The organism is Streptomyces sp. AM25 (genome assembly GCF_058146165.1).
In genome coordinates this window covers 40,412-56,908 of record NZ_JBKIWN010000018.1, presented here as the reverse complement: position 1 = coordinate 56,908, position 16,497 = coordinate 40,412, and the positions used below count along the sequence as shown (strand labels likewise).

Here is a 16,497-nt window from a genome sequence, read left to right as displayed (position 1 = left end):
GCGGCCCCCGCGTCAGCTCCGGTCGAACGCCGCCCAGCGCGAGACCGCGAACGCCGAGCCCTCGCGGCGCACTTCGGCGCCGCCGTGCCCCGGGAAGTGACCGGGGAAGAGCAATGCCCCGGTGTCCGCGGCCTGTTCCAGGATTCGTCGCCGGGTGCGCACCGCCTCGGCCTGGTCCTCGCTCAGGCAGGTGTCGCAGTCGGGCTCGGCGAACTGCAGCGGTGTGTGCACCACGTCGCCGACGAACAGTGCCTTGTCCGTGCCCGATTCCAGCCGGACGATGCAGGAGCCGGGCGTGTGCCCGGGGGCCGCCTCCAGGGTGAGTGCGGAGTCCATGCGGTGGCGCTCGCCCTCCCACAGCACGGTGCGTCCCGCCCGGTGCACGGGCAGGATGCTGTCCTCGAACATGCTCCCGCAGGTCTGCTCCACGGTGATGTCGCCGAGTCTCCCGCGCTTGGGGCGGTTCTCGGCGGGGTTCCAGTGGTCGAAGTCCGACCGGGGGATCAGGTAGGTGGCGTTGGGGAAGGTGGGGATCCATTCGCCGTCCACCAGGCGGGTGTTCCAGCCCACGTGGTCCGGGTGCAGGTGCGTGTTCACGACGACGTCCACGTCCTCCGGCCGCACCCCCGCGGCGGCCAGTCGGTCCAGATAGCCGGTTCTCAGGTGCATCCAGGCGGGCATGTACGGACGTTCCTTGTCGTTGCCGACCCCCGTGTCGACGAGGACCGTCATGCCGCCGCTGCGCAGCACCCATGTCTGCACGTTGACGGCGAACGCGTCCTGTTCCGGGTCCCAGAAGTCCGGCACCAGCCATGACGCGTGCGCCTGCCATTTGTCGGGGGTCAGCCCGGGGAAGGCGGCGGCCACGGGGCCCATCGGGGCGTGCCATTCCACGACGCGGGTGACCTCCACCGCGCCCAAAGTGATCGTCTGCATGGCCCCGACCCTAGGTACTGCCCGCACGGCGGCGGGAGAGGAATGGCCCATTCACGCGGACCGGCCGAGGATGGGCGGGGACGTACGGGGATCCACCCGTGCGGCACGGGGCGTCCCCGCTCGGGTGAAATCCCTGTCACCTCCACGGCAGGGGTGCGGCACGCACGGCAGTCTGCGTCCATGCGCCGACGTCTCTCCCCGTACGAGCGGGTCATATGGGCCGCGGGCGACGTGCTGCCCGCCAACGTCGCCGCCGTCGCCCGGGTCTACGGGCGGGCCGTCCCGGACCGCCTGTCCGGCGCGCTTGCCGCCGCCCGGCTGCGGCATCCGCTGCTCGGGGCCCGGATCGTCTTCCGAAGACGCCGGCACGCGCTGCTGACCACGGACGGCGTGCCGGGCCCGCCGCTGCGGGTGGTCGGGGCCGACGGCAGGGACACCTGGGCCCGCGTCGTCGAGGAGGAACTGCAGCGGCGCTTCGACACCGCCGCCGGGCCGCTCGCCCGCTTCGTGCTCGTCGACGCCGGGGACGCCTTCGACCTCGTCTGCGTCTTCCACCAGCTCGTCGCCGATGCGCTCTCGGCCTGCGTCGTCGTCCGGGACGTGCTGCGCCGGCTCGCCGGGCCCGCCCCGGACCCCGCCCCCGCCGCGGCGCTCCCGCCGCCCGCCGACGGTCTCCTGCCCGGCGGCCGCGCCCGGCTCGCCGACCTGGTGCCGTTCGCCCGCATGCTCGGCGGCGACGGCGCACGGCCCGCGCAGCCGGCCGGCCCGCTCTCGTGCGCGACGTGGACGCTGTGCGCGTCCGAGGTCTCCGCCCTGCGCTCCCGCTGCCGCACCGAGCGGGCCACGCTGCAGTCCGCCCTCTGCCTGGCCTTCGCCCGTGCCCTGCCGCACCCCGCCCGCATCGCCGTGGGCGCTGACCTGCGCCGCGTCCTCTCCCCCTCGCCGGGCGAGGCCGTGGGCCTGTACGCGGCGAACTTCCTGCTGTCGGTGGACGGTACGACGCACCGCGACTTCTGGTCCCTGGCCCGCGACATCCGCGCCGCCGTCCGGCACCGGGCGCACGCCGACGAACTCGCCTCCCTCGTGCGCACCTTCGGCCTCCTCGCCCCGCTCCCCCGCCGGGCCATCGGGTCCGTCCTGCGCCGCAGCGAGGCCCAGGGCGCCCGCTTCGACGTGTTCCTCGGCAGCGCCCGGGTACCGATCCCGCTCGACTACGGGCCGCTGCGCCTGTCGGCGCTCTACGGTGCCGCGCACACGAGCCTGTCGGGGGCGCCGATCGTCCTGGCCGCCGACGTGGGCGGCCGGCTCTTCCTGAGCGTCACCTCGACCGACCCCGACGGTTCGGCGAAGCTGTGCGAGCGCGCGATGGCGCACTTGAAAGACGCGGTCACACGGTGAAGCAGGAGCAGCACAATGCTCTGCATGCCCTCCATACCGAACGACGCGACCGGACCGCTGCAGCAGCTCTCCCTCACCGACCTGCGCCTGCGCACCAGCGCCAAGTGGCGCGTGCACGACCCGGACGTCCTGCCGCTGTGGATAGCGGAGATGGACGTCCCCCTCGCCGAACCCATAGCGCAGGCCCTGGCCCAGGCGCTCGCCCGCGGCGACACCGGGTACGCGGCCGGCACGGCCTACGCGGAGGCCTTCGACGGCTTCGCGCGGGAGCGCTGGGGCTGGGACGGGGTGGCGGCGGACCGCACCGCGCTCGTGGCCGACGTGATGACGGGCACCGTCGAAGTGCTGCGGCTGGTCACCGGCCCGGGGGACGCCGTGGTGGTGAACTCCCCGGTCTATCCGCCGTTCTACGGCTTCATCGGGCACATGGACCGCCGGGTCGTCGAGGCGCCGCTGGGCGCCGGGCACCGCATCGACCCGGACGTGCTGGAGGCCGCCTTCCGGGAGGCCACGGCGGGCGGGCGCCGCGCGGCCTTCCTGCTGTGCAGCCCGCACAACCCGACGGGCACCGTGCACACCCGCGACGAACTGGCGGCGGTGGCGCAGTTGGCGAACGCGTACGGCGTGCGGGTCGTCGCCGACGAGATCCACGCGCCGGTCGTGCTGCCGGGCGCGGAGCACGTGCCGTTCCTGTCCGTCCCCGGGGCGGAGGGCGCGTTCGCGCTGCTGTCGGCCTCCAAGGCGTGGAACCTGGGCGGGCTCAAGTGCGCGCTCGCCGTGGCCGGTCCGGACGCGGCCACCGAACTGGCCCGGCTGCCGCTGGTGGTGAGCCACGGTCCGAGCCACTGGGGCGTCATCGCGCACAGCGCCGCCCTGCGGCACGGGGGTGCGTGGCTCGACAGCGTCCTGGCCGGCCTGGACGCGAACCGCAAGCTGCTCGGCGCCCTGCTGGCGGAACACCTGCCGGGGGTGCGGTACCGGCAGCCGGAAGGCACCTACCTGGCGTGGCTGGACTGCCGGGAGCTGGGCCTGGGCGGCGACGATCCGGCGGCGGTCCTCCTGGAGCGGGGGCGTGTCGCGGTGGCGGGCGGCACGCCTTTCGGGACCGGCGGTGCCGGGCACGTCCGCCTCACGCTGGCGACGTCGCCGGACATTCTCACGGAGGCGGTGCGCAGGATGGCCGCGGCCGTCTGAATTTCCCTCCAATTCCCTTCGGCCGAACGGAGTAAAGCCGCGCCGTTCGGCCTCCTCGCCGTGGATACACTCGCGGCGGCCCGGACAACGGCCACTGGACATTCTGACTGACGAGGAGTGCCGTCATGGCCGAGGTAAAGCTGGCCGCCACCGTGCGCACCGATTTCGGAAAGGGTGCGTCCCGCCGCATCCGCCGCGACAACAGGGTTCCCGCCGTCGTCTACGGCCACGGCGCCGACCCGAAACACGTGGCGCTGGAAGGCCATGCGCTGTGGATGGCCCTCAAGACGCCGAACGTCCTCATCAACCTCGACATCGAGGGAAAGAAAGAACTGGTCATTCCGAAGGAAGTGCAGCGCGACCCGCTCAAGGGTTTTCTCATCCACGTCGACCTGCTCACCGTGAAGAAGGGCGAGAAGGTCGCCGTCGAGGTCCCGATCCACACCGAGGGCGATCTGGCGCCCGGCGGGAATGTCCTGGAGCACATCCTCAACGCCCTTCCCGTGGAGGCCGAGGCCACGCACATTCCCGAGGGGTTCACCGTCTCCATCGAGGGCCTGGAGGCCGGCCACACGGTGCGCGCCGGGGACATCGGGCTGCCGCGCGGGGTGTCGCTGGCGGTGGAGGAGGACGCCGCGGTCCTGCAGGTCGTCCTCGCCCAGGTCGAGGCGGAGCCGGAGGAGGAGGAAGAAGCCGAGGAGGGCGAGGCGGCGGCACCGGCTGCCGAAGCCGAGGAGGAGGCGGCCGCGGAGGGCTGAGCCCCTCCGCAGTGCGGGGCGGCAGGCACGCCGCCCCGCACCGGGAAAGGCTCCGGGCATGACACACGCCGTCCTGCACGCCCTCTCGCTCACCGGCTCCATGACGTGGGAGATCACCTGGGCGCTGATCCTGGGCTTCGCCCTGTCCGCCGTCGTCCAGGCGGTGGTGCGCCGCTCCGCCGTCGTCTCCGCGCTGGGCGACGACCGCCCCCGCACTCTCGCCCTCGCCGCGGGCCTGGGTGCCGCCTCGTCGTCCTGCTCCTACGCGGCGGTGGCGCTGGCGCGTTCGCTGTTCCGCAAGGGTGCGCATTTCACCGCGGCCATGGCGTTCGAGATCGCCTCGACGAACCTGGTCGTCGAACTCGGCATCATTCTGGCCCTGTTGCTGGGCTGGCCGTTCACGGTGGCCGAATTCACCGGCGGCCCCGTGATGATCGCGGTACTGGCACTGCTCTTCCGCGCATTCCTCCGCGAGAACCTGCTGCGCGGGGCGCGGGAACAGGCGGGGCGGAGCCTGGCGGGCTCGATGGAGGGCCATGCGGCCATGGACATGTCCGTGCAGCGAGAAGGTACTCTCCTGCAACGGCTGCTGTCGCCGGAGGGGTTCACCTCCACCGCGCACGTCTTCGTGATGGAATGGGCGGCCGTTCTGCGGGACCTGGTCATCGGGCTGCTCATCGCGGGCGCCATCGCGGCCTGGGTCCCGGACGCCTTCTGGCGCGCCTTCTTCTTCGAAGGGCATCCGCTGGCGGCCGGATTGTGGGGCCCGGTCATCGGACCGGTGGTGGCGATGGCCTCGTTCGTCTGCTCGATCGGGAACGTGCCGCTGGCGGTGGTGCTGTGGAAGGGGGGCATCAGTTTCGGCGGTGTGGTGTCGTTCATCTTCGCGGACCTGCTGATCCTGCCGATCCTGAACATCTACCGGAAGTACTACGGCGGCAGAATGGCGGCGTTCCTGCTGGCCACGTTCTTCGTGGCGATGGTGACGGCGGGGTACGCGGTGGAGTGGGTGTTCGGCCTGCTGGGCATCGTGCCCGGGCGCGGGGCGGCGAAGGTTCCGATGGCGGGGATCTCCTGGAATTACACGACCTGGCTCAACGTGGCTTTCCTGGGGCTCGCGTCGGTGCTGGTGGTGCGGTTCTTCCGGACGGGCGGGAGGGAGATGCTGCGGATGATGGGCGGCGACCCGGGGGCGTAGGAGGGGGTACGTTCCCCCGGATGCACCGGTGCGGGCCTCTGCACGCGGTGAACGTCCCACGGCCCCGCCCGTGGTGCGCGACGAGGCCACGGGACGCGGCCGTTCAACTCGTCGCAGCCGTCCGGGCTTCGGCGTCCGGCTGCCGCTCTGCAGTCGCCCGGGGCAGCAGCAGGCGCTCCGCGAGGTGCCCGAAGAGCAGCCCGAAGCCGGTCCAGAGGGTGCACTGGATGGCGAGGGCCGCCAGGCGGAACTGCCACAGCACGGTGGCCGGGAAATCCGACGGCACCTCGTTGACATCCGGCAGGAAGGCGTACGCCAGGCCGATTACGAGGACAAAGGCCGCCGAAGCCACCACGGTGGCGTACCAGTTGCCCAGGCGCGGGGCCAGCCTTCTCCCGAGGATGACGGCGGCGATGCCCAGCAGGACGCTGAGCGCCATCATCAGGAAGTACAGCGTGGTCCGTTTCCCGATGGTGTCCGGCTCGCCGACGGACGGCGGGTTGGCCGGGTACTTGAGGAACGGCACCACGTAGACGGCCATCAGGGCCCCGGCGGACACCAGAGCGGCCGTGGCCCGCGGGCCGAACCTGCCGATGCGGCCCAGGGCCACGCAGAACGCCAGGGCGGCGATGCCGCCGATCGCCACGCCGTAGACGAGGACTCCGGTGGCCAGGCCTGCCGTCGACTGCAGGCTCCGGCTGACCAGTTCGTCGCCGTGTTCGTGGGTGTGGGCCTGCTCGAAGGCGATGGCCGCGTCCACGTGCGGCTCGCCCATCAGATACGCCACCACGAGCGCGAGGACCCCGGCGGCGAGCCCGGCGAGCATGCCTCTGACGAGCAACGCCCGTACGGATACGGGATTCACGAGACGTCCCCCTGCCCTCGTCAGTGGCAGGGGAAGCCGAGCAGGTGGCGTCCGTCGTGCACCCACTCGTGCACGCCGGCGCCGGAGAAGACCGAGGTGGCGCCCTGTTCGGCGCCGACGAAGTACAGCAGGATCAGCATCAGGATGCCGAAGAAGACCGCCCACGGGGCAAGGGTCTTCAGGGATATGGGGGTGACCACCGGTGCAGCGGCGGAGTGTGCCATGACGAAACCTCCTGGGGAAACACGCGTCCCGTCTCACGGGTCCGGACGACGAGGTGCGGGTCTGACTCCCTTGCCCTGACCGCGGTTTCGCGGACAATGACCGGATACAGTGGCGCGACCGTGCCGGATTCCCACCGGCTTCCGTTCCCCCGTCGTCATGTCCACGTGACCGTACCGCGTGCTGGCCGGTCTGCCTACGGCGTACGGCATACTCGCGCCCGTCCCTGCCCCGAGTCGGGAGAACCCAGCATGACTGTGCGCGTGATGTTCGTGTCACCGGCGGCCAACCCCGCCCTGCGGAACGCCCGGTTCGACGACGGTGCATCCCTGGACGCCACCGGGCTGCAGCAGGCCCGCGCGGCAGTGGCCGCGCTGCCCGCTGCCGACCGGCACCTGTACGCCCCGGCGGCACGCTGCCGCGAGACGGCCGCCGCTCTCGGCCTGGACGCGGAGCCGGCAACGGACCTGCGCGACCTGGACGTCGGGACGTGGGCGGGCCGGACGCTGGGCGAGGTGGCCGCCTCCGCCCCCCACGACGTGGCCGCCTGGCTGTCGGACCCCGCCGCGGCTCCCCATGGCGGCGAGTCGGCGGCGGCGCTCACCGCGCGGATCGGCGCCTGGCTCGACGGCCGGGGCGGCGAGAGCGGCCGGGTCCTCGCCGTCGCCGAACCCGCCGTGATCCGGGCGGCCGTCGTGCACGCGCTCGGCCTGCCGCCGGCCGTCTTCTGGCGGCTCGACGTCCACCCGCTGTCCCTGACCACCCTCAGCGGCCGCGCCGGGCGCTGGAACCTGCACTGCGGACGGCCCCTGCACCCGGCCTGACCGGCAGCAACAGCCCCCGCGGCGCTCGCCGCAGGGGCTGCCTGTCGCTCCTCACTTCACTTCACGACAACCGTGCCGTGCATGTACGGGTGGAACGTGCAGTAATAGCTGAACGTACCGGCCGAGTTGAACTTGAAGTTGTAGGTACCGCCATTGCGGAGCGTCGGCGAGTTCAGACCGCCCGAGCCGGTCACCGTGTGCGGTGCCGAGTCGTTGTTGGTCCAGGTCACCGTGGTGCCCTTGGTGACGGTGAGCGTCGACGGCGAGTACGCGAAGCCGGCGATCGTCACGTGATTGGCGCCCGCCGCCGGTGCGTTCGCCGTCATGGGGGTCGCAGGTACCGTGGCCATGCCCATGGAGGGGGCCATGACCGGGGCCATCGCGACCATGCCGTGCCGGTGTCCGTGGGCATGTTCACCGTGCCCATGGCCACCACCGCACCACCCGCCCACGGCGGGGACCGCAGCGGCGGTGCCGGCAGCCAACAGCAAGGCAGCAACGCGGCGTCTGCGCTTGCGCGTTGGAGTGTCTGCGGGAGTCATGATGTCGACCCAATCGAAATCTAGTGCGGGTCCACGCGCGTCCCGCAGGATGCGGGTCGCGCATCCAGACACGAACCACGCTACTCCGCATCCCGAGCGCCGCCACTCGGGTGTCGGCGGGTCATTCCGGTCCCTCCCGCCGCACCGCCAGGATCGCCATGTCGTCGTCCCGCGGCCCCCCGGTCCACCGCTCCACGTCGGCGACCAGCGCGTCGACGGCCTCCCCCGGCCCGCCGAACGGGCCGAGCCCCGCCAGGCGCGCCGCCGGGTCGTAGAACACCCCGGCGGTGTCCCTCGCCTCCGTCACCCCGTCCGTCACCAGCAGCAGCGTGTCGCCGGCCCGGAACGTCCAGGAGTCGGGGCCCGGGCGGGGGACGCCCAGCGGGCTCATGCCCAGGGGGAGGCCGACGTCGTGCGGGGCCAGCGGGCGGACCGCGGCGCCGGTGCCAGGGCAGAGGTAGGCGGCCGGGTGGCCGCAGTTGAGGAGGGAGAGCCTGTCGCCGTCCTGGGTGAACTCGCCCAGCAGGGCCGTGATGAAGCCCTCCATGCGCAGTTCCTCGCTGCGGTCCTCGACCTCCCGCAGGATCGCCTGTTCGAGGCGGTCGGCGAGGCCGGCCAGGTCGGGGGCGGTGGCGGCGGCCTCCCGGAAGGCGCCCAGGAGGAGGGCCACCGCGCCGACCGCGCTCATCCCCTTGCCGCGTACGTCCGCGATGAGCACCCGGGTGCCGAACGGCGAGCGCTGCACCGCGTACGCGTCGCCGCCGATCTGCGCCTCGGTCTGGGCGGTGCGGTAGCAGGCGGCGACGGCCAGCGGGCCGATCCGGGACGGCGGGACGGGGAGGACCGCCTGCTGGGCGGCCTCGGCCACCGAGCGCACCACGTCCAGGCGGCGCCCGTGGCGGGCGATCACGCGGTTGACGCCGAGGCCGATCAGGGCGGCGAAGACGGTGTTGGCGAGTTCGAGCCAGCCCGGGGTGTGGCCCAGGTAGCCGTCCTTGACGGTCAGCAGCAGCGCGCCCGCCACGATGACCGCGCCGACGGCGGCCGTGTGCCGCAGCGACAGCAGGGCACCTGCGACCACGCAGGCCGCGGCCATCATCGGGTCGCCCCAGTAGTTCGCGGGCGAGAACGCGTTCCAGGCCAGCCCGGCCGCGATCAGCACGCCGGGAGCGAACCGCACGTACCGCGGCCACGGTGTGGAGACGGGCGCCATGCGGGTGCCTCAACTCCCGTCCGGGGTGCGGCTGACCGTGCGCCCCAGCCGGGCGGCGGCGCGGGCGAAGGTGACGGCGTCGTGGACGGCGGCCGCGCCGGGGTCGTTGTTGAAGTAGGCGTACACGTCGGCCCGGTCGGGCCAGGCGTCGGCGATGCGGCGGGCCCAACTGGCGAGCGCCCGGGCCCCGTAGCGCGGCCAGGGGCGGGCGCGGCCGCAGTGGAAGCGCACGTAGCCCCAGCCGGCCGTGCGCCACAGCGGGGTCACCGGGCGGGAGTCGTGGTCGGCCCAGCACAGGGCGGCGTGGTGCTGCTCCAGGAGGGAGCGGACCTCGTCGGTCCACCAGGAGTCGTGCCGGGGTTCCACGGCGACGCGGGTGCCGGCGGGGAAGCAGGCCAGTGCGGCGTGCAGCAGACCCGCGTCGGCCTTGAGCGTGGGCGGGAGCTGCAGGAGGACGGGCCCGAGCCGGTCGCCCAGGCCGTCGGCGTGCCGCATCAGGCGCTGCACGGGCTCCTCCGGGTCGTGCAGGCGCTTGATGTGGGTGAGGTAGCGGCTGGCCTTGACCGCCATGACGAACCCCTGCGGGGTGCGGTCGCGCCACGCGGCGAAGGTCTCGGGCGAGGGCAGCCGGTAGAAGGCGTTGTTGTTCTCGACGGTCGCGAAGTTCCGGGCGTACTCCTCCAGCCACAGCCGCTGCGGGCAGCCGTCGGGGTAGAGGTCGCCGCGCCAGTCCGTGTACTGCCATCCCGAGGTTCCGACGAGCAGGGGCATGGGGGATCCCTGCCCCAGGGGGCGGGATCCGTCACGCTGGTGCCGTGAACTGCATCTTCTGCGCCATCGCGACGGGCGGGCAGGCCGCCCACCTGGTTCTGGAGGACGAGACGGCCGTGGCGTTCCTGGACGCCCGGCCGCTCTTCCCCGGGCATGTGCTGGTCGTGCCGCGGCGGCACGCCGAGACGCTCACCGACCTGCCGGCAGCGGAGGTGGGCCCGTTCTTCACCCGGGTGCAGCGGGTCGCCGGGGCGGTGGAGCGGGGCATGGGCGCGGCGGGGTCGTTCGTCGCCGCCAACAACCGCATCAGCCAGTCCGTGCCGCACTTCCACGTGCACGTGGTGCCGCGCAACCGCAAGGACGGCCTGCGGGGCTTCTTCTGGCCCCGCACGCGCTACGCCTCGGACGAGGAGGCGGCGCAGGTGGCGGCGCGGGTGCGCGCGGCGCTGGAGAGCGGTGGCGGGGGCTGACGCCGCCGTGGACGATCCCCCGGGACCCTGCGCATATTGGTAACAGGAGCGTCCCCCGCCCTCCGTACCGGAGGTGCAGCATGCGATTCACGGACCGAGTGGATGCCGGCCGGCAGCTCGCCGAGCGGCTGGGGCATCTGCGCAGCGAACATCCGGTGGTGCTGGGCCTGCCCCGCGGCGGCGTGCCCGTGGCCTTCGAGGTCGCGGCCGTGCTCGGTGCCCCGCTGGACGTGATCCTCGTCCGCAAGCTCGGTGTGCCCTTCCACCGGGAGCTGGGGTTCGGCGCCATCGGCGAGGGCGGGATCAAGGTCGTCCGCGAGGACATCGTCCGGATGAGCCGGGTGGACGAGGACGACCTCGCCGAGGTCGAGCGCAGCGAGGAGGCGGCGCTCGCGGAGCAGGCCCGGCGCTTCCGCGGCGGGCGGCAGCGGATCCCGCTGCAGGGGCGTACGGCGGTCGTCGTGGACGACGGGATCGCGACGGGGTCGACGGCGTCGGCGGCCTGCCGTGTGGCCAGGGCGCAGGGCGCGGCGCGGGTGGTGCTGGCGGCGCCGGTGGCGCCGCCGGACGCGGTGGCCGTGCTCACTGCGGAGGTGGACGAGCTGATCTGCCCGTTCACGCCCGCCCTGTTCTCGGCCGTCGGCGAGTGGTATCGCGACTTCTCCCAGACCGAGGACGAGGAGGTCGTCGAGCTGCTGCGGCGCAACCGCGCCACGGCGCGGTCCGGGACCGGTGACGATCCGGTGCACAGTGTGCCCGTCGAAGTGCCGGTCGAGGGCGGTGCGTTCACGCTCGCCGGCGACCTGGCGCTGCCCGCCGGGGCGCCCGGCATCGTCGTCTTCGCCCACGGCAGCGGCAGCAGCCGGATGAGCCCGCGCAACCGTGCGGTGGCACAGTCGCTCAATGCGGCGGGGCTGGGCACGCTCCTGTTCGACCTCCTCACGCCGCAGGAGGAGGCGGACCGGGCCAACGTGTTCGCCATCGAGCCGCTGGCGCGCCGGCTCGCGCAGGTGTCGGAATGGCTGCGGCGGGAGTCCCTGCCGCTGTGCTACTTCGGCGCGAGTACGGGCGCCGCGGCGGCGCTGTGGGCGGCCGCGGACGCCGCGGACATCGCCGCGGTGGTCTCCCGCGGCGGCCGCCCCGACCTCGCCGGGTCCCGGCTGGGCCTGGTGCGCGCGCCGACGCTGCTCATCGTGGGCGGCCGGGACGAGACCGTCCTGGACCTCAACCGGCAGGCCGCCCAACAGCTGCGCTGCGAGCATCAGTTGACGGTGGTGCCGGGTGCCACGCATCTCTTCGAGGAGCCGGGGACGCTGGACGCCGTGGCGGAGCTCGCCTGCGACTGGTTCACCTCGCATCTCGCGCCGAGCGCACCGGCGGCGACGGCGGCGTAGGCGCTCCGCTCCGGAAGTGCGGTCCGGCAGCTGCGGGTTGCCCGTGGCCGGTCGCGCAGTTCCCCGCACCCCTTCGGGGCGCGGCACGAATTGACCGGTAATCGCCGCCACACCCCTCGCATTTATTGACGCGACCCTGCCAATCCCTGACCCTTCTGCCCGTGCCACGGCACGGACCCCCACGGCAGAAGGAGTTCGCGTGAGACATTCCCCCCGCACCACCGCCGGCATCCTTCTCGCCGCCGGCGCCCTGGTCGGCACAGGCGTCCAGGCCACCACCGCCGACGCCGCCGCGGCCCCCGCCTCCGCCGCCTTCTGGACCCCCGAACGGATGCGCACGGCCACCCCGCTCGACCTGATCACGGCCGGCCCGGGCGCCCTGAAGACCCCGCAGCACCGCGGCGCGCACACCACCGTCGCGCCCACCCGGCCCTCGGTGCACGTGAAGTCCTTCCCGCAGTCCGGAGGCCCTTGGACCGGCGGCGGCGCCGTGGCCAAGACCTCGGGCCGGGTGTTCTTCACCTTCCAGGGCCGCACCGCATCCTGCTCGGGCGACGCCATCACCAGCAAGAACGCCAGCACCGTGATCACCGCCGGGCACTGCGTCAAGTACCAGGGCAGCTGGCACACCAACTGGACCTTCGTCCCCGGCTACCACGACGGCCAGGCACCCTACGGCACCTGGACGGCCACCAAGACGCTGTCCACGCCGCAGTGGTCGGCCGGCGAGGACATGAACTACGACGTCGGCCTCGCCGTCGTCGCCCCGCTCGACGGCAAGAAGCTCACCGATGTCGTCGGAGCACAGGGCCTGGAGTTCAACGGCGGCTACAACAAGCCCATGTACTCCTTCGGCTTCCCCGCCGCGGCACCCTACGACGGCACCAAACTCATCCACTGCAGCGGGGATTCGTCCCAGGACTTCCTCCTCACCAAGGACCACGGGCTCGGCTGCAACATGACGGCCGGCTCCAGCGGCGGACCCTGGTTCACGTCCTTCGACGAGTCCGCGGGCACGGGCCTGCAGTCCTCGGTGAACAGCTTCGGCTACACGTTCCTGCCCGACACGATGTTCGGGCCGTACTTCGGGGACGAGGCCAAGGCCGCGTACGAACAGGCCGAGTCGACGTCCTGACCCCCTTCATTCGTGCGGCACCACGGCCACCGGGCACGCCGCGTGGTGGAGCACCGCGTGGCTGACCCGGCCCAGCTGGAAGCCCACCCGGCTGCGGTGCCGCACGGCGCCGACGACCAGCAGGTCCGCCGTGGCCGAGGCCTCGACCAGCACCTTGTGCGCGGGCCCCTCGGCCGTCGTGCGCCGCACGGGGACGGCCGGGTACTCGCGGACCGGCCCCTCCAGGACCTCGTTCAGGGCGCCCAGGGCCCGTTCCTCGTTGCGGTGCGCCGAGTCGTCCCCGGCGGGGTGCCGGGAGCAGCGCCAGGCCCGGACCGCCTCCAGCTCGCAGTGCCGCAGCCCGGCCTCGTACAGCGCGAACCGCACGGCGGCCGTGCACTCCTCGGCGTCGCCCACGCCGACCAGGACCCGTCCGCACTCGCCGCGGACGGTGCGCCGGGCGCCGCGCACCACGACCACCGGACAGTGGGCACGGCCCGCCAGCGAGAGGCCCACCGAGCCCAGCAGCAGCCCGGCCAGGGCTCCGCGGCCCGAGGCCCCGGCGACCAGGGCGGCGGCCTGGTGCGCCTCCTCCAGCAGGGCGCTCACCGCGTCGTCGGGGACGATCGCGACGTCCACGGCGACGTCCGGGGCGCGCAGCTCGGCGCGGTGCCGGGCGGCCGCGACGACCTGGTCCGCCATGCCGGAGTCCTCGGGGCGATCGGGGCCGAAGGCGGGCGCCGAGGCCTCGTAGCGCTCCCACAGCGACGCGTGGACCACGCGCAGGGGGACCTCCCGGCGGGCCGCCTCGTCCACGGCCCAGTCCAGCGCCGCGAGACTGCCGTCGGATCCGTCCACACCCACGACCAGGGGAAGCGCCATCGTCCCCACCGCCTCGCCTCGTGGGAAGTCCCCTCTCCTGGGAAGTTCCCTCTGTCTGCACCATCGCACCGGTCCGGGCCGGATGCGACGGGCGGGGCGACGGTGCAGGTCAGCCGGTTATGGGCCGTTCGGCCCATGGCATGCTGCAGGCTCGGGGGATCATGATCGGAAGAGCGCCCCGGGACGGGCGCCGACGTCGAGCAGGGAGCCGGTAGTGGATCAGTCAAGGACGTTCTCCCAGGAGCGGCCCATCCGGGTGTTCCTGCTGGACGACCACGAGGTCGTCCGGCGGGGCATCCAGGATCTCCTGGACGGCGAGGCCGACATCTCGGTGGTCGGCGAGGCGGGCACCATCGACCAGGCCCTCACCCGCGGCCCGGCGCTGCGCCCCGACGTGGCCGTGCTGGACGTGCGGCTGCCCGACGGGGACGGCATCTCCGTCTGCCGGGAGCTGCGGTCGCGGATGCCGGATCTCGCGTGCCTGATGCTCACGTCGTTCGACGACGACGACGCGCTGATGGACGCCGTCATGGCCGGGGCGGCCGGCTACGTCCTCAAGCAGATCAAGGGCGCCGACCTGGTCGCGGCCATCCGCACCGTCGCGTCCGGGCAGTCCATGCTCGACCCGGCCACCACCGCGCGGCTGATGAACAGCCTGCGCGGCGAGGAGCAGGGCTCCTCGCCGCAGGACGAGCGGGTGGCCGGGCTGTCGCCCCGGGAGCGGGACATTCTCGCCCTGATCGGGGAAGGGTTGACGAACCGTCAGATCGGGCAGCGGCTTTTCCTCTCGGAGAAGACCGTGAAGAATCACATTTCCCGGTTGCTGGCGAAGCTGGGGGTCGAGCGGCGGATTCAGGCTGCCGTTATCGCCAGTGAGGCGCTTCGCTGACTGCGGGTTGTCTTGGAGGGCGCAGTGCCCCGCGCCCCTTACGGGGCGCGTCCACTCAGCCCAGCGGGATCCGCCACGTCAACAGCGTTCCACCACCCTGCGGCGTCCCCAGCTCCATTGCTCCCCCGTGCCGTTCCGCCCGCTCCGCCAGGTTGCGCAGGCCGCTGCGGCGGCCGTCCGGGCGGATGCCGACGCCGTCGTCGGTCACGGTCAGCACCAGGTGTGCACCGTCGTTGACCACGGCCACGTCCACCGAGCCCGCATGCGCGTGCCGCGCCACGTTGGCCAGGGCCTCGCCCAGGGCCGCGACCACGTCGTCCACGGCCGGGCGCGGCACCCCGGTGTCCAGCAGGCCCTCCATCCGCAGGCTCGGCGCGCAGCCGAGCAGCGGCGCCGCCTCCCCCACCGCCCGTACCACGCGGGTGCGCAGCCCGTGCTGCGGTGCGGTCTGCCGGGACCGCAGGCCGAAGATGGTCGACCGGATGATCTTTATGGTCTCGTCCAGGTCGTCGACCGCGCGCTCCACCCGCTCCGACGCCTCGGGGTGGTCGATGAAGCGGTCGGCGCTCTGCAGCGTCATCCCCGTGGCGAACAGCCGCTGGATCGCCAGGTCGTGCAGGTCGCGGGCGATGCGGTCGCGGTCCTCCAGCAGGGCCAGCTGCTCGGCGTCCGCCCGCCGGTCGGCCAGTTCCATGGCCAGCGCCGCCTGGCCGGCGAAGGCGAGCAGCGGCTCGGTCTCGGCGCGGGAGAACTCCGGGCGGCCGTGGTCGCGCGCCAGGAACAGCAGTCCGCGCACCGAGCCGCCGGACATCACCGGCACGGCCACGGCGGGGCCCATGCCGGTGAACCGCGGGGGCGCCGCGGTCACGCGCAGGTCCTCGGCGATGTCACGGCTGCAGGCGGGCTCGCCGCCCTGCAGTGCCACGCCCGCCAGCGTGCCCTCGGCCGGCAGCACCAGTCCCAGCAGTTCCTCCGCGTGCGCGCCGAGGGCGACTTCGACGGTCACGGCGTCGCCGGTGGCCGACGGGACGGAGAACGTGGCCAGTTCGGCCCCGGTGATCTCCTGGGCCAGCTCGGCGATCAGCGCCGTGACCGCCGCGCGCGGGCTGCCGGACATCAGGCTCGTGGTGACCTGTCCGCTCGCCCGCAGCCAGCGTTCGCGCCGTGTGGACTCCTCGTACAGGCGGGCGTTGTCGATCGCGACGCCGGCGGCCACGGCGAGGGTGGCCAGCACCGCCTCGTCCTCGTCCTCGAACTCGGCGCCCCCGTGCTTCTCCGTCAGGTAGAGGTTGCCGAAGACCTGTTCGCGGACGCGGATCGGGACGCCCATGAAGCTGTGCATCGGCGGGTGGTTGGGCGGGAAGCCGTACGAGGCGGGGTGCTCGGAGAGCTTCGTCAGGCGCAGCGGTTCGGGGTTGCCGATGAGCTCGCCGAGGATGCCGTGGCCGCACGGGAAGGGCCCGATGTCCCGGATCTGTTCGTCCGTCAGTCCGACCGTGAGGAACTGTGTCAGCCGCCGTCCGTCGGGGCCGATCACCCCCAGGGCGCCGTACTGGGCGTCGACGAGGACGACGGCCGCCTCGATGATGCTCCGCAGTGCGTGCTCCAGGTCCAGTTCGCGCCCCACCGAGAGGACGGCCTCCAGCAGGCTGTGCACGCGGTCCCGGGTGCCCCGGGCCGAGTCCAGCCGGGCCTGCAGCTCCCCCAGCAGTTCGTCCAGTCTCAGCTGCGGTAAGCGCACCTGCTCCCGCCCCGGCTCACCCAACGGTGCCTCCTCGTTCCGGCGCCCCGTACGGGCGTCCCCTTCTGTGGGACCACCGTATCCAC

Annotated in this window: 17 protein-coding genes and 1 riboswitch; of the genes, 9 read left to right on the top strand and 8 right to left on the bottom strand. The window is 73.1% G+C overall.

Translation table 11 applies throughout. From position 1 onward, the window contains the following. Positions 1-12: 12 nt before the first annotated feature. Positions 13-936: an MBL fold metallo-hydrolase gene (locus ACLHRZ_RS24610; protein ID WP_490420672.1), complete on the bottom strand. Its 924-nt coding sequence runs from the start codon at positions 934-936 to the stop codon at positions 13-15. 180 nt (positions 937-1,116) lie between these two features. Between ACLHRZ_RS24610 and ACLHRZ_RS24605 the strand changes: the two genes are divergently transcribed. The 4 genes from ACLHRZ_RS24605 (at position 1,117) to ACLHRZ_RS24590 (ending at position 5,484) form a co-directional block, all read left to right on the top strand. Continuing rightward, positions 1,117-2,334, top strand: a complete 1,218-nt coding sequence (locus tag ACLHRZ_RS24605; protein WP_490420671.1) for a hypothetical protein — start codon at positions 1,117-1,119, stop codon at positions 2,332-2,334. Positions 2,335-2,358: 24 nt separating this feature from the next. Further along, positions 2,359-3,528 carry a MalY/PatB family protein gene (locus tag ACLHRZ_RS24600; protein ID WP_490420670.1) on the top strand — a complete coding sequence of 390 codons (1,170 nt, stop codon included), beginning with the start codon at positions 2,359-2,361 and terminating at the stop codon, positions 3,526-3,528. A gap of 125 nt (positions 3,529-3,653) precedes the next feature. After that, positions 3,654-4,286, top strand: a complete 633-nt coding sequence (locus ACLHRZ_RS24595; RefSeq protein ID WP_490420669.1) for a 50S ribosomal protein L25/general stress protein Ctc — start codon at positions 3,654-3,656, stop codon at positions 4,284-4,286. A 58-nt stretch (positions 4,287-4,344) separates the two neighbouring features. Continuing rightward, the gene (locus ACLHRZ_RS24590) at positions 4,345-5,484 is read left to right on the top strand and encodes a permease (protein ID WP_490420668.1); all 1,140 of its coding nucleotides are present in this window, start codon (positions 4,345-4,347) and stop codon (positions 5,482-5,484) included. 103 nt (positions 5,485-5,587) lie between these two features. On the opposite strand, the gene ACLHRZ_RS24585 is transcribed toward ACLHRZ_RS24590, so the two are convergent. Both ACLHRZ_RS24585 and ACLHRZ_RS24580 read right to left on the bottom strand, forming a co-directional pair. Beyond that, the gene (locus ACLHRZ_RS24585; RefSeq protein WP_490420667.1) at positions 5,588-6,349 is read right to left on the bottom strand and encodes a CbtA family protein; all 762 of its coding nucleotides are present in this window, start codon (positions 6,347-6,349) and stop codon (positions 5,588-5,590) included. 20 nt (positions 6,350-6,369) lie between these two features. After that, positions 6,370-6,573: a CbtB domain-containing protein gene (locus ACLHRZ_RS24580; protein ID WP_490420666.1), complete on the bottom strand. Its 204-nt coding sequence runs from the start codon at positions 6,571-6,573 to the stop codon at positions 6,370-6,372. Position 6,574: 1 nt separating this feature from the next. Further along, positions 6,575-6,762: riboswitch (cobalamin riboswitch) on the bottom strand. Positions 6,763-6,822: 60 nt separating this feature from the next. On the opposite strand from ACLHRZ_RS24580, the gene ACLHRZ_RS24575 reads away from it, so the two are divergent. Beyond that, positions 6,823-7,395 (top strand): histidine phosphatase family protein, encoded by a 573-nt coding sequence (locus ACLHRZ_RS24575; RefSeq protein ID WP_490420665.1) that lies wholly within the window; start codon positions 6,823-6,825, stop codon positions 7,393-7,395. Between the two features lie 56 nt (positions 7,396-7,451). Here ACLHRZ_RS24575 and ACLHRZ_RS24570 read toward each other — a convergent pair whose 3' ends face one another. The 3 genes from ACLHRZ_RS24570 to ACLHRZ_RS24560 form a co-directional block, all read right to left on the bottom strand. Further along, positions 7,452-7,784 (bottom strand): cupredoxin domain-containing protein, encoded by a 333-nt coding sequence (locus tag ACLHRZ_RS24570; RefSeq protein ID WP_490420664.1) that lies wholly within the window; start codon positions 7,782-7,784, stop codon positions 7,452-7,454. 274 nt (positions 7,785-8,058) lie between these two features. After that, a complete protein-coding gene (locus ACLHRZ_RS24565; RefSeq protein WP_490420663.1) occupies positions 8,059-9,150 on the bottom strand; it encodes a PP2C family protein-serine/threonine phosphatase in 1,092 nt (363 codons plus the stop codon). 9 nt (positions 9,151-9,159) lie between these two features. Next, the gene (locus tag ACLHRZ_RS24560) at positions 9,160-9,921 is read right to left on the bottom strand and encodes a DUF72 domain-containing protein (protein WP_490420662.1); all 762 of its coding nucleotides are present in this window, start codon (positions 9,919-9,921) and stop codon (positions 9,160-9,162) included. A 44-nt stretch (positions 9,922-9,965) separates the two neighbouring features. Here ACLHRZ_RS24560 and ACLHRZ_RS24555 point away from each other — a divergent pair, with 44 nt between their 5' ends. The 3 genes from ACLHRZ_RS24555 (at position 9,966) to ACLHRZ_RS24545 (ending at position 12,920) form a co-directional block, all read left to right on the top strand. Continuing rightward, on the top strand, positions 9,966-10,391 hold the full coding sequence (locus ACLHRZ_RS24555; RefSeq protein WP_490420661.1) for an HIT family protein: 426 nt from the start codon (positions 9,966-9,968) through the stop codon (positions 10,389-10,391). An 80-nt stretch (positions 10,392-10,471) separates the two neighbouring features. Continuing rightward, a complete protein-coding gene (locus tag ACLHRZ_RS24550; RefSeq protein WP_490420660.1) occupies positions 10,472-11,785 on the top strand; it encodes an alpha/beta family hydrolase in 1,314 nt (437 codons plus the stop codon). Positions 11,786-11,984: 199 nt separating this feature from the next. Further along, entirely contained in the window at positions 11,985-12,920 is a 936-nt protein-coding gene (locus ACLHRZ_RS24545; protein ID WP_490420659.1) for a trypsin-like serine peptidase, read from the top strand. Positions 12,921-12,926: 6 nt separating this feature from the next. On the opposite strand, the gene ACLHRZ_RS24540 is transcribed toward ACLHRZ_RS24545, so the two are convergent. Next, complete coding sequence (locus ACLHRZ_RS24540; protein ID WP_490420658.1) at positions 12,927-13,781, bottom strand: universal stress protein; 855 nt, start codon at positions 13,779-13,781, stop codon at positions 12,927-12,929. A 214-nt stretch (positions 13,782-13,995) separates the two neighbouring features. Between ACLHRZ_RS24540 and ACLHRZ_RS24535 the strand changes: the two genes are divergently transcribed. Then, positions 13,996-14,670, top strand: a complete 675-nt coding sequence (locus ACLHRZ_RS24535) for a response regulator (RefSeq protein ID WP_490420657.1) — start codon at positions 13,996-13,998, stop codon at positions 14,668-14,670. 55 nt (positions 14,671-14,725) lie between these two features. On the opposite strand, the gene ACLHRZ_RS24530 is transcribed toward ACLHRZ_RS24535, so the two are convergent. Continuing rightward, complete coding sequence (locus ACLHRZ_RS24530) at positions 14,726-16,435, bottom strand: sensor histidine kinase (protein WP_490420656.1); 1,710 nt, start codon at positions 16,433-16,435, stop codon at positions 14,726-14,728. Positions 16,436-16,497: the final 62 nt, after the last annotated feature.

Excerpts from the sequence above, each read along its gene's own strand:
- ACLHRZ_RS24580 (WP_490420666.1), bottom strand. The coding sequence starts at position 6,573 with ATGGCACACTCCGCCGCTGCACCGGTGGTCACCCCCATATCCCTGAAG.
- ACLHRZ_RS24550 (WP_490420660.1), top strand. The coding sequence starts at position 10,472 with ATGCGATTCACGGACCGAGTGGATGCCGGCCGGCAGCTCGCCGAGCGG.
- ACLHRZ_RS24605 (WP_490420671.1), top strand. The coding sequence starts at position 1,117 with ATGCGCCGACGTCTCTCCCCGTACGAGCGGGTCATATGGGCCGCGGGC.
- ACLHRZ_RS24600 (WP_490420670.1), top strand. The coding sequence starts at position 2,359 with ATGCCCTCCATACCGAACGACGCGACCGGACCGCTGCAGCAGCTCTCC.
- ACLHRZ_RS24575 (WP_490420665.1), top strand. The coding sequence starts at position 6,823 with ATGACTGTGCGCGTGATGTTCGTGTCACCGGCGGCCAACCCCGCCCTG.
- ACLHRZ_RS24565 (WP_490420663.1), bottom strand. The coding sequence starts at position 9,150 with ATGGCGCCCGTCTCCACACCGTGGCCGCGGTACGTGCGGTTCGCTCCC.
- ACLHRZ_RS24570 (WP_490420664.1), bottom strand. The coding sequence starts at position 7,784 with ATGGTCGCGATGGCCCCGGTCATGGCCCCCTCCATGGGCATGGCCACG.
- ACLHRZ_RS24560 (WP_490420662.1), bottom strand. The coding sequence starts at position 9,921 with ATGCCCCTGCTCGTCGGAACCTCGGGATGGCAGTACACGGACTGGCGC.
- ACLHRZ_RS24610 (WP_490420672.1), bottom strand. The coding sequence starts at position 936 with ATGCAGACGATCACTTTGGGCGCGGTGGAGGTCACCCGCGTCGTGGAA.
- ACLHRZ_RS24595 (WP_490420669.1), top strand. The coding sequence starts at position 3,654 with ATGGCCGAGGTAAAGCTGGCCGCCACCGTGCGCACCGATTTCGGAAAG.
- ACLHRZ_RS24590 (WP_490420668.1), top strand. The coding sequence starts at position 4,345 with ATGACACACGCCGTCCTGCACGCCCTCTCGCTCACCGGCTCCATGACG.
- ACLHRZ_RS24540 (WP_490420658.1), bottom strand. The coding sequence starts at position 13,781 with ATGGCGCTTCCCCTGGTCGTGGGTGTGGACGGATCCGACGGCAGTCTC.